Source organism: Methylobacterium sp. Leaf89 (assembly GCF_001422215.1).
In the GTDB taxonomy this organism is placed as follows: Bacteria; Pseudomonadota; Alphaproteobacteria; order Rhizobiales; family Beijerinckiaceae; genus Methylobacterium.
In genome coordinates this window covers 1-226 of sequence record NZ_LMML01000002.1, presented here as the reverse complement: position 1 = coordinate 226, position 226 = coordinate 1, and the positions used below count along the sequence as shown (strand labels likewise).

Annotated in this window: 1 protein-coding gene; it reads left to right on the top strand. The window is 71.2% G+C overall.

Annotated elements, in window-relative coordinates:
- A partial coding sequence (locus ASF18_RS00275; RefSeq protein ID WP_280138914.1) for a 1-deoxy-D-xylulose-5-phosphate synthase N-terminal domain-containing protein occupies nucleotides 1–226 on the top strand: 226 nt, incomplete at both ends.

The window sequence follows — 226 nt, the reverse complement described above, 5'->3', positions numbered from 1 at the left end:
GACGGTGGCGCTGCACCACGTGTTCGACACCCCCGACGACCGCATCGTCTGGGACGTCGGCCACCAGGCCTATCCGCACAAGATCCTCACCGGCCGGCGCGACCGCATCCGGACGCTGCGCCAGCCCGGCGGCCTGTCGGGCTTCACCAAGCGCTCGGAGAGCGTCTACGATCCCTTCGGGGCGGCCCATTCCTCCACCTCGATCTCGGCGGCCCTGGGCATGGCC